Raw genomic sequence first — 14,417 nt, 5'->3', positions numbered from 1 at the left:
AGTTTCAGAGAAAGGGGGAATCTGCTGTGGACAGAGACGTGCGCACCCAGGTGATCGGCCGCATTCAGTCCCTGTATGGAGTTTCTCCCGAATATCTCTGGAGCAGCTCCCCGGACAGCGCAGTATTCCGACACACTGAAAACGGAAAATGGTTCGGGGTTCTCATGCGAGTTTCCGCAGAAAAGCTGCCCCGGCTCAGGGAAACGGGGACCGGCGGCACAGAATTCGTAAATATTCTGAATCTGAAATGTGAGCCGGAGCTTGCAGCGGCTCTGGCAGCCGGAAAGCGTGGAATCTTTCCCGCCTACCACATGAATAAAACTCACTGGATCTCCGTCTGCCTGAACGGCAGTGTATCAGAAGAGGAGCTGGACTCCCTGATTGAGCTGAGCTTTGAGCTGACTGGAGTGTAGCAGAGAAGGCCTCCATCAGGATTCTTGTCTCTTCTGAAGGGCAATTCTGAAGGGCAATCGCCCACTGCCCGTTTCAGCCATAGGGAATACCTGTTTCTTGCAGGGGAAAAGGGAGGGGAGCTTCCTGGCGTTTTAGGCCAGGAAGCTCCCCTCCCTTTTCTCTGTCTGTACCGCTCTATCGTTCGTCGCGATCCAGCTGTTCCAGCACCTCTCTTGGAAGAGCGCGCTCAGCAAATGGATAGACCACTTCATTCTCCTTCTGGATATGCCTTTTTAAAAGCTGACAGTATCCCATAGCCGCAGACAGAATTTCCAGCTTGTGTTCCGCTGACGGCTCTCTCTCGTATACGTCCAGGGCTTCCTCCAGCTCCGCCGTCAGATGCCTTGCCATCTCATGTTCCACCAGCATACCGCCCCGTATAAGCTTCCTGGCAGGCTCGCCAAGGTGCTCCAGCATGGCGGCAAACAGGCCGTCCTCCTCTTTTCTGTGATGCTGTTCATCCGCATAGGAGCGGATAAAGGCCACAGCCTCCCGGAAAGCCTTCCTGTTGAGCTCGCCCGTTTCCATGAAGTGAATACAGGAGGCCTTCAATTCTGCCGTAAAATGTTCTATATTTTCATGCTGCCGCCTAAGTGTGTCAATCAGTACTCCCACGTTTGTCCCTCTCTCCTGCTCTTCCAAATGCTCCCTGAACTACTCTCTCACCAGCACTGCCTCGATGGAACCGATATACATGGTGTGATAATCCCTGTCTGCATACCATTTTTCGTCATTTTCCTTCACATCGAAGTTCTCCGGGGTCATCTTCTGGTGAAACTGCTTTCTGCACACCAGAATCAGCTTTGCCTCCTCAAATGCGGCTGTCCCGTCTGCGTCCACAGGTGTAAGCCCCGCCTCCTTGATCTTATCACAGTCCCTCCCTGACACCTTTCCGCAGAGGTTTAAGGCCGGCCGGTAGGCCTCGTCAAATACAGAGATTGTAAACCGTTCTTCCCTGTCCACAAACTCCTTCGTGTAGCGGGACTGGCGGATATAGACAGTGGCTGACGGTTTTCCCCAGATTACTCCAAGGCCTCCCCAGCTTGCAGTCATTGTATTGCAGTCTGACACCGTCCCTGCTGTGATCAGCATCCACTCTTTGCCGATCATGGAAAATGGGTTGACTCTTAATTCCTCCGGGGCAATTCTTTTAAATGACATGGCTCTATCCTCCTTAAACATCTTACTGCCGTGATGCCCGCCCGAAGCGCCTTTTCTGGTTCACTTCCCCTTCAGTCTGTCTCCGAACGCAAACATCCCTCTCCGGCATTTTCTGCAGTCTATTATAAATTTTAATTTTCCTCAGGTCAAGTAAAGCTGAACTCCCAATTTCGCCGGAAACTCTGAACCTGGTTTGCCCAGGACTTTCGTCCGTTTCTCCTGAAAACACCCGCAGAAGGCTTAGCCGCCGCATTCTTATTATCACTCCAGAGCAAACAGTGCTTTTTTGTGAGATCTATGATATAATGAGCGCAAGCGAGCCTGTGGGAGCTTGCTCACACGAGACGAGCGGCGACTGACGATCACAGGCTGTGCCTGTGATATAATGACTGCAAAGCAGTCATTATATCTGCGCATGCCGGTTTCAGCATTTACTGCTGAAAGCCGGATGAATTCCCACACACTCAAATCTGCATCGGAACTGTATCTCTTCCTGTATGCGTCAGAAAGAGTCTCTCTGAGTTCCGGCAGGTGAAAATATATAAGAAGGAGAAAAGGAAATGAATATTACGGCAGTAAAGGCAGTGTACTACAGTGCGACAGGAAACACGGAGGCTGTAGTCACAAGAATCGCAAAAAGGATTGCAGAAAGACTTGGAGTTTCTGTGGAATCCTATGATTTTACATTACCGGAGAACAGAACACAGTTGCAGAATTTCGGCCCATCGGAATTAGTTGTATTTGGCACTCCTGTATATGCAGGACGTGTTCCGAACAAGATGCTTCCAGCAGTTCAGACCCTCTTTAAAGGAGACGGAACACTGGCAGTTCCGGTTGTCACCTTTGGAAACAGAAATTTCGACAACGGCTTAATTGAGCTCAGAAATGAGCTGGAACACAACGGTTTCCACACAATCGCCGGAGCCGGTGTGGCCTGCAGCCATGTTTTTTCCGATCAGATTGCTCCAGGAAGACCCGACGAAGAGGACTGGAAAATTCTCGACGACTTTGCCGACCGGGCAGCTGAAAAAGCCGGAAGCCTGACAGAGATTCCGGCTCCCGTCCAGGTGAGAGGCGATGATCCGGTAGGCCCATACTATACGCCTCTGGGTACAGACGGAAAACCGGCTGTCTTTTTAAAGGCAAAGCCCCTTACCAGGATGGATGCCTGCGATCAGTGCGGAATCTGTGCCAAGGTCTGTCCCATGGGCTCCATAAGTGCCGAGGATCCATCACAGGTCACCGGTATCTGCATTAAATGCCAGGCCTGTGTAAAAAAATGTCCGCAGCACGCAAAGTATTTCGACGATGCTGCCTTCCTGTCCCATGTGTCCATGCTGGAACAGAACTATACAAGACGTGCAGAGACCGAAGTGTTTATCTAAAAGCATCTCCAGAAAAACAGCTCTGCCTTAGAATAAAAACCGGGCGCCGCAGAAGTATCTTCTGCAGCGCCCGGTTTTTCTCTCATATCAGCCTGCACACTAATTTCCTGTGCCAGGACCGATAATCACTCCTGTGTCTGTGTTCTGTCCAGGAACTGTACCGCCCGGCGAAGTCTGGCTTCCCCCCGGCTGCACAGGGCTTTGCTCAGAACTTCCGCTTCCCGGGTATGCAGAACTGCCGTTCTGGCCCTGACCGCTTCCTGCGCTGCCAGCCTGGCTTCCACTGCCTCCGGTTATGCCGGTTCCCTGGCCTGGAGCAGTACCTGTGCCTGTGTCCTGGCCGGTTCCGGGTCTTGGTATGGAGCCCTGTGATTCCTCTGCCCCGCTTCCGGGATAGATAATAATTCCAGAATCACTGCTGCCCTGCCCGCTCTCGCTCTGGGACGGATTGGTTTCAGCTCCCGGTCTTCCTCCCTGACTTTCTCCCGGATAGGACCCATTATGGGAATTTGACTCGCCATATGGCCATGACTCCTGTCCCGACTGGTGGGGCCTCGTTTCCCGTCCTGGCCCGGTAGCTCCGTCATTTCCCTCTGTTTCCCAAGGATACCAGTATTCATGGCTGGAGCCGGTTCCGCTGTAGGCGTCCGACTCGCCAGAAGTCTCCGTGCTGGGTGCCTCTGTAGTTTCCGGCGCCTCCGTGGTCTTTTCTGTGTCGTTTTTCTTTCCTGAGCTTCCGCCTCCGCTGAAGTCTGACAGGATCTTATTGCTGATCGTCTTTACCTGAGAGGAGGGCTCATAGTTCTCATCACCGAACAGGAACTGGTGAAGCTCTGTCACATTGCTCTCCAGCGTATTGGGAATTACACAGTCGCCTTTGCTTCCCACTCTTCCTTCCTTGCGCTCTGACGGGAAGCCCATGGACTCTCCCAGATGGAGCTTTGCAATTCCGCGGCCCATCTTGACAATGTCGCCCAGCTCAATACTGGTATCCACATCCTGCTCTGTCACGAGAAGCGTCTGTATAACATTGTTAAGTGTAGCCCAGTCTGCCTGTTTTGCCTTTTCGAAGGCCAGGGAAATTACCTTTCTCTGCCTCTCTGTTCTCTGATAATCTGTATCCATAAGCCTCAGACGTCCGTAAGCTACTGCCTGCACACCGTCCAGGTGGTTCATTCCCGCGCTCTTAAGCTGCTTTGACGGAATCCCTGTGGCCTTCACCGTCTCTGTGATGAAGGCATTGATATAGTAGAATTCTTTTTTTGAAATCTCAATATCCACACCGCCCAGAATGTTAATCGCCTCGGCCACAGCTTTCCAGTTAAATACTGCGTAGTCGTCAATCTCCAAATCCAGATTTTTATTCAGAGCCTTAACGGCCTGGGTCGGCCCGCCCTGAAGAAAAGCAGAATTAATCTTATTGTAGCTGTTCTTATCGCTGATATTCAGATATGTGTCACGGTAAACGGATACTATCTTGATTTCGCCTGTAGCCAGATCCACGTTGCAGACCATATTTACATCTGCGTTGTTTCCCTTCCCGACGGAACCGTTTCTGCTGTCGAGCCCAAAGACTGCGATAGTCCAGTACCCCTCCATCTGCTCCTGTTTTTCTTCAGAAATATCCAGGTTGATTAATTCATCCGGGTTCCAGTCTTCTGCTCTCTGGGTCAGTCCCTTCCACTTAATATCCAGATACGTATAGCCGGCAAAGGCCGCTATCCCTAAAAAGAGGAAAATTCCCAAAATGACAGTGGCAATTTTTCTTCTCTTCTTTTGAGCCTTCTTCTTAGCCGCCGCACGGTAGAAGGAAGGCTGCCCGGACTGGGCGGCTGCCTTCTTTTTCTCCTTCCCCTCCTTTTTGGAGGATTTTGCCCGCGATGAGGCCTTCTTCGGCCTTTCATAGCTGCTCTCATTCATTTTTGACCTGCGCCGCGCATCCTCCTTGAAGGAATCCGTAATCAGCGTCAGCTCTTTCTGGCGGTTTGACGCCGGTTTTTTATTGCCCGAACGCTTAACCGTATCCCTTCCCCGGCTCTGCCGGCGTCTGGAACGGTCGATTTCATCCTCATACCTCATGTAGCTTCCTCATTCTTTACAGCATTTCTGCGCGGCCGCCTGCAGCAGCGCCTGCGCCTCTCCTATCGGGAGCTTTGTCCCGGAATGCGGCTGGCTTTTCCTTTGGCCAAATAACGCCCAAAATCACGCCTTAATATGCATTCTTATTAATAAATCCCTTAAATACAGTAAGGAACAGAATTTTAAAATCAAATCCCAGAGTCCAGTTTTCAATATAGTACAGGTCGTGCTCGATTCTCTTGACAATGGAGGTATCCCCCCGGTATCCGTTGACCTGGGCCCAGCCCGTCAGACCCGGACGCACCTGGTGCTTGACCATATATCGCGGAATTTCTTCCTTAAACTTCTCTACGAAGAAGGGGCGTTCCGGTCTTGGCCCAACCAGGCTCATATCGCCTTTCAGCACATTGAAAAACTGCGGCATCTCGTCAATGCTCGTCTTCCTGATAAACTTTCCTACTGTAGTGACACGGGGATCTCCCGGAGTCGTCCACCTGCTCTTCTCCTGGGATGGGGGCTGTACCTGCATGGAGCGGAATTTATACATTTTGAAAGGCTTATTGTGGAGCCCCACCCGTTCCTGGCTGAAAATCACCGGCCCCTTCGAAGTGAGCTTAATGGCTATCGCCGCAGCAAGCATCACAGGTGAGAACAGCACAATGGCCACCAGCGCCCCGAAGATGTCTATGAGCCGTTTCATCGTAGCGTTTGTAAGGCTTGTCAGCGGCACATGCCTGATGTGGATGACCGGAAGTCCCTGCAGATCTTCCATATAGGGAAGCGTGGGGATCATATTGTTGTAATCAGGAATGAATTTTGTATGCACTCCTGACTTCTCACAGGAAGCCACTATCTGTTCCAGATTCCCGTATTCGTTAAGCCCCAGAGTAATTGCAATTTCATCCAGGGAATTGAGTTCCAGAATCGCATCCAGCTCATCGATGGTGCCTATTACGCGGACCCCTTTATACTCTGTTCCCCATTCCCTGTGATTATCAAGGATACCCCTGACATTATATCCCCACTCTGGATTTGCACACACCCGGTCGATAAATCCTTCCGCTGCGCGGCTGTATCCCACAAGAAGGATGTGCTTCTGATTATATCCCCTGGAGCGCATACTCCGCAGTGCGCGGCGTATAAAATTGCGTTCCAGAAATTCCAGGACAATATTAAACAGATAGAAGCAGGCCACCATCTGACGGGAAAAGTTCATGAAATATTCATTCTTTCCGTTCAGATACAGCACCAGCGCAATAGCCAGCACGCCTATGGTGTTGGCCTTTACAATGTTGGCAAACTCCTGCCTTCTTCCCTGTACCCTTTTCGGCGTATACAGATGAAAGAAAGCGTAGAGGATCAGATACGCGGGAACGATCAGCACCAGCGCCAGTATATACACCCATGCCATCACTTCCCTGTTGTGAGCCGTTACGTCAGGACTCAGCACAAGGCTCACGAACCATGCCAGCCAGTAGGATGCCATGATTACCAATGCATCTAAAACTACATGAAAACGGTTCAGCCGCTTCTGATTATCTTTTATCATAGTATCTCACCTGATTCTGCCGCTCTGGCCCCTTCTGCAAAGGCATCAGGCAGCCGGGCCGGCAGGCCCTGCGCTTCCCCCAGGTCCTGCGGCCTCCTGCTCTTGTTCCGGCGGATCAGAGATTGCCTGCCCGCCGGAAGTGTTTGTATCAGAACTGCCCTGATTTCCTGTTCCTGCTCCTCCTGCCGGTGAGTCAGGAGTCAGGCCGGATGTGCCTGAACCGGAACTTCCCGGGCTGGTGGGTTTGCTTCCAGAAGAGCCGTTTTCTGAGCCAGAGCTGCCCTGAGCGGCGCCAGAGGATTCATCCTGGGAAGATTTATCAGATGTACTTCCTCCAGGACTCGTCTGAGAGCTGCCGGAAGAGCTGTTCGAACTGTTTCCGGGAGCTGAGGTTCCTGGTTTTGAGGTTCCTGGTTTTGAGGTTCCTGGTTTTGAGGTTCCCGGTTTTGTCGTTCCTGACTCAGCCCCTGGGCCGCTCACCTCAGCGCCTGGGCCTGTGGCACCGTCATCGCTGCCGATTCCCTCATCTCCCCAGTCGTCATACCAGTTTCCTCCGCCCCAGAATTCGTCCCAATCCTCTTCATTCCAGTCACCGAAGTAGTCTGCTGTCTCTGCCTGCGTCTCTGTCTGGAGAGATTCTGTAGTCTCATCTTCCTTCTTCTGGGCAGCCTCAGCCTCTTCCCTGGCCTTCTGCTCCGCGGCCGCCTTCTCAGCCGCCCGCTTCTGCCTTGCCTTGATATAGGAGCTTGCATTTAATCCCTGGTCAACCGGAACGTGGTCAATGGATTTTCCCTCATTGTACATTCCGGACACCTCCGAAATATGGCTGCTGTAAGACTGAACCTTGGACGAAGGCTGGTAATTTTCTGTTCCAAAGAGGAACTGATGAAGTTCCACAACATTGGATTCCAGTGTCTGCGGAATGACGCAGTCACCGTTCTTTCCGATGTTTGCCTCTCCTCTGGCCATCGGGAATCCCTTTGTATCTCCTATATGGAATTTGCTCAGATTTCTGGCAAGAGGGATCAAATCTGTCATCTCTATATTTGTAGCCAGCTGAGGCATTACCGTCTGGATTACGTTGTTGATTGTCGCCCAATCTGCTGTCTTTGCTTTGTCAAAAGCTGCCTGAAGGACAATTCTCTGCCGCTCTGTACGGGCATAGTCTGTATCGCCGTAGCGGATTCTTCCGTAAGCCACAGCCTGAACGCCGTCCATATGGACGAGACCGGCCTTTTCGATCTGGTGGGAACCGATTCCTGTTTCATTAACTGTTTCTGTGATGTACGCATTGATCCAGGAGCGCTCGTTCTCGCTTAACTCAATATCAACGCCTCCCAGAATATTGATTCCGTCGGCCACAGCCTTCCAGTTGAAGGTTGCATACTGGGTAATATTGAGATCCAGGTTTTTGTTGAGCGCCGCCACAGCCTGCTCAGGACCTCCGATTGCGTATGCGGCGTTAATCTTATTATAGGTGTTTTTGTCGCTGATATTCAGGTATGTATCACGGAATACGGAAACCAGCTTGATCTCTCCTGTTTCCATATCGATACTGCAGATCATGTTGACGTCGGCATTGCTTCCCTTGCCCACATTCATCTTTCCGTTTTCCGCTCGCGAGTCCACGCCAAAACAGGCAACCATCCAGTGCCCCTTCATCTGTGCAAGCTGATCATCGCTCAGGTTTACATTTTGAACCTTCTTTTCATCAAAGTCCAGCTGCTGCATATTTCCGAAAATCGCGTGGTTGACATAGGCGAGGGCTGCTGCTGCCAGAAGAATCAGGGCCAGAATCACTCCTCCTGCAATGACAAGGATCTTTTTTCTCCGATCCAAACCGGCAAAGCCTCTGCGCCCTCCGCGGCCTCCTCTTCCTTTGCGGCCCCCTGCGCTGCTTTTAGGGCCGTTATATCCAGAGCGAAAGGATGCGGACCCGGAAGTTCTCTGCTCCTGCCCGCCTGTCCGGGAACCGGCCTCCCCCCGGGAGCGCCTTCCCTCTGTTCCAGGCCTGCTCTCCTCCCGATGGGTACGGCTTCCTGCGCGATGGCCGCGCTCTGCATAATCCTGCTCTCTGCGGCTTCGCTCTCTGGCTCCATGGCCGCTGCGTTCATGAGTGCCGTACTGCGCTCCAAATTCATCAGAGGTATATCTCGCCGCCTGCGGGCTCCTGCCATGCTCTCTTCCTGAGGCGCTCCTGCGGCTGTCCTCCGTATAAAAATCCTCCCGGTAGGAACCTGCTCTCCCGGTCTCCTCCCGGTTCTGACGGGCCTCGCGTCTTTGCTGCCTTCTTAAGCGCATACGCTCTAACTCGTCATCTCCATCATAATTCATTGGTTCATCATCCCCTTGCATTCTAACTGACTGTACTTACGCGTCGTCTCTGCAGCCTGCTGCCGGCGCTGCATTGTCCTGCCCCATTGGGGCTGCTGTCTGCCCGGCCTTCGCAGAAAGCTTTCTTGACGCGAATTCCCATGTATAGATAAAAAGGCCTGCGATCAGCTCCATCTCAATTAAAAGATAGTTTTTCAGATGTTCTCTGCAAAATTTTACCTTCCTGCACTTCCCGGCAGTGGCAAATCCTTCTCTCAGACCTTCCATATAGTCCCTTTCAAACCCGATTTTCTTAAAAAATCCTCTCTTTATGAGAATTCCAAGACCAATCGGAACTGCGTTGATGAGAAGCTGCAGGGCAGGCATATTTTTATAATTTAAGTATACGTTGTTCCTGGCCGCCAGCTTCACTTTGAAAGAATTATATTTGGAACCGCTGGTTCCGCTTCCCACATGGCGCACAATGGCCGCCGGGCAGTATACATTGTCGTATCCGAAGATTCTGGCCCGGTAGCCCACATCCAGATCCTCCAGGTAGGCGAAATGCATCTCATCAAAGTAGCCGATTTTCTCGAACACCTCCCGCCTGTAGATAGCCGCCCCGGCGCATGCCGAAAAGACACGGCGGGAATGGCTGTATTTCCTGACGCTCTGTCCCACTCCCCTCTGATAAGCCCAGCCCAGGATGCAGTACATATCCCCCGCATCGTCCATCAGCTCTGGATGGTACATCTGTATCATGCGGCTGCTGACGGAAAAGATCTTTGGTGAGCGCTCAATGGCCCGCACCATCTCCGCCACATAGTATTCATCTGCCTCTGTGTCATTGTTCAAAAGGATCACATAGGGCGTATCTGCCGCCCGGATTCCGGTGTTCACAGCCCCGGAAAAGCCGGTGTTCTCCTTTAGAAAGATTGTATCGATGCCGCGCTCCTCAAGCCACTGGGCGCTCCCGTCGGTGGAGCCATTGTCCACCACGAGGATCTTAAAGTTTTGATAGGTCTGCGCCTGAAGGGCCTTTAAGCAGGGCTCCAAAAATTTCATTCCGTTGTAGTTTGGAATAATTACCGTCGTCGTAGCTGTCATGTTTTTCCCTCTTTTGCTCTCAAAACCGCCTCTAAACCTCTAATTTATATGGCTCTCCGATGCCCTCTTTCTTTAAATCCCTGAGGGCAAAATTGGATTTTCTGAGAGTCAGGTTCGGATTGTAGTAGGGATCTCCCTTCTCAAGAATCTCCGGCCAGCGGTCGGCAAAAATCCGGATCTCCCGGTTGAATCTGGCAATCTTCTCCGGCGTGTCCTCAAGTCCTCTGGACTTGGACTCATAGTGATAGAGAAGAGCGTAAGGGTTGTAGACCACCAGCTTTCCTGCTGCCCTTACCTTCATGCAGTAGTCAATGTCATTAAACGCCACGGCAAGCTCCTCCGTAAATCCCCCTACCTGCTGGAAAATACTCTTTTTGCTCATCATGCAGGCTGCCGTCACGGCGCTGTAGTCCTGCGTGCTCATAGCCCGGTGGAAATAGCTGTTCTCAGCCTTGTGAAGGCCGATAAAGGTATGTCCGGCAATGCCGCCGAACCCCACCACCACGCCTGCGTGCTGGATGGTGTCATCCTGATACAGAAGTCTCGCTCCCACGATTCCCACATCGTCCCTCTGGCACAGACCCAGCATCTCCTCGATAAATCTCGGTTCAATAGGCTCCGTGTCGTTGTTTAAGAAGAGCAGATACTCGCCCTTTGCAAAGGTCACACCGAAATTATTAATAGCGGAATAGTTGAACTCCCGCTCCCATCTTACCACGCGGACATTGGGGAATTCCTTCTGGATTTTTTCATAGTAGGCAAAGGTTTCCGGCTCGGTGCTGTTATTCTCCACCACGATGAACTCCAGATTTTTGTAGGTGGCCCTCTCGCTTATGGAACGGATGCACAGATCCAGATCCTGCCTGTGATCCTTGTTTGGAATGATCACTGACACCAGAGGCTCTCCCTTGATTTTGTAGATGGAGTGGTAGATTCCGTAGTCCACTCCCTTTTCCACACGCTCAGCCTCAATGCCCACCCGCTTATAGTGGGCCATAATGGCCCGCGAGCCTGCCTCAAAGGCATAGAGCTTGCTCTCCGGGTTGCTGGCGGTGGAATTCTGGTGGCAGCGCCAGTGATACAGCACCTTGGGGATATGACAGACCTCTGAGGCTCCCTCCGTGCATCGGAAAATAAAATCATAGTCCTGGGCGCCGTCAAATTCCTGCCTGAATCCTCCCACCCGGGCCGCCAGATCATGGCTTACCACAAACAGATGGCAGATGTAGTTGACGCTCCTTAACAGATCGATATTGAAGTCAGGCTTGAAATGGGGATCGAAGAGGGCGCCGCCGTCCATATCCATCTTGTCCTCGTCAGAATAGATCACATCTGCCCCCGGATGCTCGTTGATGGCCTTCGCCACCTCGAAAAGCGCATGCGGCGGGAGCGTGTCGTCGTGATCCGCCAGCACGATGAAATCCCCCACTGCCATGTCCATGGCAGCGTTGGTGTTCCCGGAGATTCCCTTATTCTCCCCCAGAATCACATATTTAAAACGCTGATCCTTCTCCGCGTACCGCCTGAGCACCCTCTCGATTCCTTCTCCCGCCGGGCTTCCGTCTGCCACGCATACCTCCCAGTTTTCATAGGTCTGGGCAAGAATGGAATTCAGCATCTCCTTCAGATACCGCTCCGGCGTCTTGTAGGCCGGAATCACGATGGAGAGCTTGGGCATATACTCAAATACGGTCGCTCTCTGCTCAGAAAGCTCCTCCTCTGTGGGCTTGGTCAGCTCATACCACTCTCCATAGTCGTAGTCATTGTCAATCCCCTGGATCTTGTGCTTAGATTTTTTGATCAGCGCCCGAAGTCCGTTCTCCTTCCAGAAATCAAAGGCTACCCGGACGGTTTCCATATTCATCAGATCCTTTATCTTCTGCATCTTCTTGTGGGCGACGCTGCTGCGCTTTGCGATCAGCTCCTCGTTGTACTTTACGCGGATTCTGCGCCCCTCCCCGCGGATCACCAGGTAGTACTCCTTCCCCCGCTCGTAGGGAAACTGGATGTCAAATCCAAACTCCCTATCCAGGACGCTTCCAAAATAGATCTGGCTTACATCGTCCCGCCTGGTGGCCACATATTTATGGTCCAGATGGCGGTGGTTTCCATCCTCCACGTCGTAGGCGATCTTCGCGTCCGGCGTCTTTCCGATGGCCCATCCGTTCAGCTGTATGGAATTTTCGCGTATTCTCACTACATCTACATTAAATTTCATGCATTATCTCCTGTCCTGTCAGAATCTGCGCCCGAACGCTCTGCTGTTTGAGGACCGCTGTTTGAGGACCGCTGTCTGTGGGCTCTGCGGCTGCAGGAACCTGCCCGTCCTCTTTTGAAAGCTCTTCCTGCTGCGCCGGATTCGTCCCGGTGTCTGTGCCAAAGTTAATTCTCTCCTCCTCCACCACAAGAGGACGCTTCATCACCCTGGCGTTGATGGAAAGAATGTACTCTCCCACAAGCCCGATAAAGAAAATCTGGACAGAGCCCAGAAAGCACATGCCGATCAACATAGGAGCCATGCCTGCCGGGAAATCGTTCCAGTGAAGGAGCTTCAGCACCAGATAGACAAAGGCCACGATTATGCTGATTCCGGCGCAGATGCTTCCGAAAATCGTCGCAAGCCTGAGCCCCACCTTTGTGTAGGAGGTTATACTGAGCATGGCCGCGTCGTATAGCTTATAAAAGTTATTGTGGGTCTTGCCCGCTCTTCTCTGAGGCTGGATATAGGGGATTTCCTTTCTCTTATAGCCCAGCTCCGCCACAATTCCCCGCAGAAACGGAGTGGGATCGTCAAGATTTCTGAGCACCTCGATAAAATCCCTGTCATAGAGCCCGGAACCAGTAAAGTGCTCAATCTGCTCCACATCGGAGAGCTTCTTAATCAGCCTGTAATAGAAGCTCCTGAGACTGTACATGATAGGATTTTCCTTGCTGCCCGTCTTGATGCCGATTACAATCTTATAGCCCTTTTCCCACTCCCGCACATACTTTGGAATCAGCTCCACCGGATCCTGGAAATCAGCTACCATGCTGATCACGCAGTCGCCTGTCACCTGCAAAAGCCCGTAGTAGGGAGAATTGAACTGTCCAAAATTTTTTGCATTGAAAATCGCCTTGATCTTTGGGTTTTTCCTGCACAATTCCCGGAGAATCGGTCTGGTCTGATCCGTAGAATCATTGTCAATAAATACCAGCTCGTAGTCATACTCCGGCAGATCCCTGGTGACGGTTTCCACCACGGCCTCGCTGATCGGCCCCACATTTTCCTCTTCATTATAGCATGGAATTAAAATGCTGATCTTCTTCATCGCAAACTATTCTCTCTTCCTGTCCTGTTTTTCAGATCTCCGGTATATCCAATCAGATTATTTATCTATTCTAATCTTCCCCCCGTTATTTTACAAGGGACATTTTTCTTAAGATAAGCGGACTGCTTTCTGAAGCACAGCCTCCATTCCCTCCCGGAAACGGACTGCCGGCTTCCACCCAGTGACGCGCTCCATCTTTGAAATGTCTGGAATCAGGTTCACCACGCCCTCAGCGTTGGGCTTTCTCACACCGTAGACACAGGTTCCCCTCCCCTGGCACATCTCGTGGACTGTCTCCACAAATTCCCTGAGAGGCCTGGTTTCCTCCATGGGACCGCCCAGATTGAACACGCTCCCCTGCTCCATCAGGCTTCCTCTGTACTCGCAGAGCGCGGCAATAGCCCGGGCCGCATCGTCGATATACAGGAAATTCCACATCTGTGTGCAGTCTCCCATCTCCATCACTCCGTCTGCGAGAAAGGTCTTCACACAGGTAGAGAGAAGGGACCAGGGGTGATCTCCCGGCCCATAGGTGCTGAAGATTCTTGCATGTCCGTAATCCATGGAAAGCTCCCGGCAGAGGGCAGGCGCCTCCCTGCACACCCTCAGCTTCGCGGCTCCGTACGGGGAGGTAGGTCTGCACTCGGCATCCTCCCCCATCAGGGAATCATGGATTCCATACTCTGCCTGAGAGCCGGTAAACAGAAACCGTCTGCAGCCCAGAGCCCTTGCAGCCTTCACAGCCTTAAGGGCGTCCCGGGCATTTTCCTCCTGAATGGCCAAAGCGGCACGGGAATCACTCCCCGCGCCCTTCCAGCCCATATGGAGAAACACGTCGCAGGGCTCCGGAATTCTTCCGGCAAGCTGATCCAGATGTCCCAGATCCTCCTCGAGAATCACCAGACCGTCCGGCAGCTTTCCATCCGTAAGCAGCCTGTCTGCCTTCACAGAGCCCTTTCTGAGTACCGCGTAAACCTCGTGCCCCCGGTCAAGCAGGGCCTTCACTGCCCCGCTTCCCACAAAGCTCGTGGCCCCTGTAGCAACTATCCTCATAAACTGTCC

At 52.2% G+C, this 14,417-nt stretch carries 11 protein-coding genes; 2 read left to right on the top strand and 9 right to left on the bottom strand.

Features of this window, described 5'->3' with window-relative positions; genetic code table 11:
- The first annotated feature begins 26 nt into the window (after positions 1 to 26).
- On the top strand, positions 27 to 413 hold the full coding sequence (locus LK436_RS06740; RefSeq protein ID WP_008397522.1) for an MmcQ/YjbR family DNA-binding protein: 387 nt from the start codon (positions 27 to 29) through the stop codon (positions 411 to 413).
- Positions 414 to 588: 175 nt separating this feature from the next.
- Here LK436_RS06740 and LK436_RS06735 read toward each other — a convergent pair whose 3' ends face one another.
- Both LK436_RS06735 and LK436_RS06730 read right to left on the bottom strand, forming a co-directional pair.
- Positions 589 to 1,068 carry a hemerythrin domain-containing protein gene (locus tag LK436_RS06735; protein WP_021966850.1) on the bottom strand — a complete coding sequence of 160 codons (480 nt, stop codon included), beginning with the start codon at positions 1,066 to 1,068 and terminating at the stop codon, positions 589 to 591.
- A gap of 39 nt (positions 1,069 to 1,107) precedes the next feature.
- Positions 1,108 to 1,614, bottom strand: a complete 507-nt coding sequence (locus LK436_RS06730) for a flavin reductase (RefSeq protein ID WP_015572915.1) — start codon at positions 1,612 to 1,614, stop codon at positions 1,108 to 1,110.
- A gap of 560 nt (positions 1,615 to 2,174) precedes the next feature.
- Between LK436_RS06730 and LK436_RS06725 the strand changes: the two genes are divergently transcribed.
- Positions 2,175 to 2,999 (top strand): EFR1 family ferrodoxin, encoded by an 825-nt coding sequence (locus tag LK436_RS06725; protein ID WP_008397528.1) that lies wholly within the window; start codon positions 2,175 to 2,177, stop codon positions 2,997 to 2,999.
- Between the two features lie 99 nt (positions 3,000 to 3,098).
- Here the strand turns inward: LK436_RS06725 and LK436_RS06720 are convergent, their stop codons facing one another.
- The 7 genes from LK436_RS06720 to LK436_RS06690 all read right to left on the bottom strand — a co-directional run bounded on the left by LK436_RS06720 (position 3,099) and on the right by LK436_RS06690 (position 14,408).
- Positions 3,099 to 5,078 (bottom strand): LCP family protein, encoded by a 1,980-nt coding sequence (locus LK436_RS06720; protein WP_008397529.1) that lies wholly within the window; start codon positions 5,076 to 5,078, stop codon positions 3,099 to 3,101.
- A gap of 130 nt (positions 5,079 to 5,208) precedes the next feature.
- Positions 5,209 to 6,627, bottom strand: a complete 1,419-nt coding sequence (locus LK436_RS06715) for an undecaprenyl-phosphate glucose phosphotransferase (protein ID WP_008397531.1) — start codon at positions 6,625 to 6,627, stop codon at positions 5,209 to 5,211.
- Positions 6,628 to 6,672: 45 nt separating this feature from the next.
- On the bottom strand, positions 6,673 to 8,961 hold the full coding sequence (locus tag LK436_RS06710) for an LCP family protein (RefSeq protein ID WP_044931165.1): 2,289 nt from the start codon (positions 8,959 to 8,961) through the stop codon (positions 6,673 to 6,675).
- Positions 8,962 to 8,997: 36 nt separating this feature from the next.
- On the bottom strand, positions 8,998 to 10,047 hold the full coding sequence (locus LK436_RS06705) for a glycosyltransferase family 2 protein (RefSeq protein WP_008397535.1): 1,050 nt from the start codon (positions 10,045 to 10,047) through the stop codon (positions 8,998 to 9,000).
- Positions 10,048 to 10,078: 31 nt separating this feature from the next.
- Entirely contained in the window at positions 10,079 to 12,265 is a 2,187-nt protein-coding gene (locus tag LK436_RS06700; RefSeq protein ID WP_008397537.1) for a glycosyltransferase family 2 protein, read from the bottom strand.
- Positions 12,255 to 13,355 (bottom strand): glycosyltransferase family 2 protein, encoded by a 1,101-nt coding sequence (locus tag LK436_RS06695; protein WP_008397538.1) that lies wholly within the window; start codon positions 13,353 to 13,355, stop codon positions 12,255 to 12,257. The genes LK436_RS06700 and LK436_RS06695 overlap by 11 nt, the downstream gene beginning before the upstream one ends.
- 108 nt (positions 13,356 to 13,463) lie before the next feature.
- Positions 13,464 to 14,408, bottom strand: coding sequence for an NAD-dependent epimerase/dehydratase family protein (locus tag LK436_RS06690; protein ID WP_008397540.1), 945 nt, complete (start codon positions 14,406 to 14,408; stop codon positions 13,464 to 13,466).
- Positions 14,409 to 14,417 lie beyond the last annotated feature (9 nt).

It is taken from the genome of Clostridium sp. M62/1 (assembly GCF_020736365.1).
Lineage (GTDB): Bacteria > Bacillota > Clostridia > Lachnospirales > Lachnospiraceae > Otoolea > Otoolea saccharolyticum_A.
This window is presented reverse-complemented; position numbering and strand designations above follow the sequence as displayed.

Coding starts and splice junctions, on each gene's coding strand:
- LK436_RS06730 (WP_015572915.1), bottom strand. CDS start 1,614: ATGTCATTTAAAAGAATTGCCCCGGAGGAATTAAGAGTCAACCCATTT.
- LK436_RS06725 (WP_008397528.1), top strand. CDS start 2,175: ATGAATATTACGGCAGTAAAGGCAGTGTACTACAGTGCGACAGGAAAC.
- LK436_RS06720 (WP_008397529.1), bottom strand. CDS start 5,078: ATGAGGTATGAGGATGAAATCGACCGTTCCAGACGCCGGCAGAGCCGG.
- LK436_RS06715 (WP_008397531.1), bottom strand. CDS start 6,627: ATGATAAAAGATAATCAGAAGCGGCTGAACCGTTTTCATGTAGTTTTA.
- LK436_RS06710 (WP_044931165.1), bottom strand. CDS start 8,961: ATGAATTATGATGGAGATGACGAGTTAGAGCGTATGCGCTTAAGAAGG.
- LK436_RS06705 (WP_008397535.1), bottom strand. CDS start 10,047: ATGACAGCTACGACGACGGTAATTATTCCAAACTACAACGGAATGAAA.
- LK436_RS06700 (WP_008397537.1), bottom strand. CDS start 12,265: ATGAAATTTAATGTAGATGTAGTGAGAATACGCGAAAATTCCATACAG.
- LK436_RS06695 (WP_008397538.1), bottom strand. CDS start 13,355: ATGAAGAAGATCAGCATTTTAATTCCATGCTATAATGAAGAGGAAAAT.
- LK436_RS06690 (WP_008397540.1), bottom strand. CDS start 14,408: ATGAGGATAGTTGCTACAGGGGCCACGAGCTTTGTGGGAAGCGGGGCA.